This window comes from Propionibacterium ruminifibrarum (assembly GCF_900289195.1).
Lineage (GTDB): Bacteria > Actinomycetota > Actinomycetes > Propionibacteriales > Propionibacteriaceae > Propionibacterium > Propionibacterium ruminifibrarum.
The window spans coordinates 1-273 of sequence record NZ_OMOH01000034.1; the positions used below are offsets into that span (position 1 = coordinate 1).

Below are 273 nucleotides of genomic sequence, written 5' to 3' on the forward strand. Positions count from 1 at the left end.
ATGCGGCCGGCGCCGATGACGGCGATGTTGAGCATGGTGTTCCTTGTCTGATCGGATGGACTGGGTGATTGGCTGCCGATGTCGATGACATCACAGTGGACGGCTGGGGCGCCGCACTCCAGTGCGGCGCCCCAGCCCGGTGATGGGTTGCGATCCTCGGCTCACGGCTGGGGCATGATGACGTCCCGCACGAGGGCATCCAGGTCGGCATCGGCCTGGAGGAAGCCACGCAGCGTACGGACGGTGGCGCCGAAGGTGTCGAACTCCTCCGGG

The 273-nt window shown here is 66.7% G+C and carries 1 pseudogene; it reads right to left on the minus strand.

Annotated features, from left to right (window positions below):
- Positions 1-161 precede the first annotated feature (161 nt).
- Positions 162-273 (minus strand): annotated as a pseudogene (locus PROPJV5_RS12325) (transaldolase family protein); the annotation flags it as partial.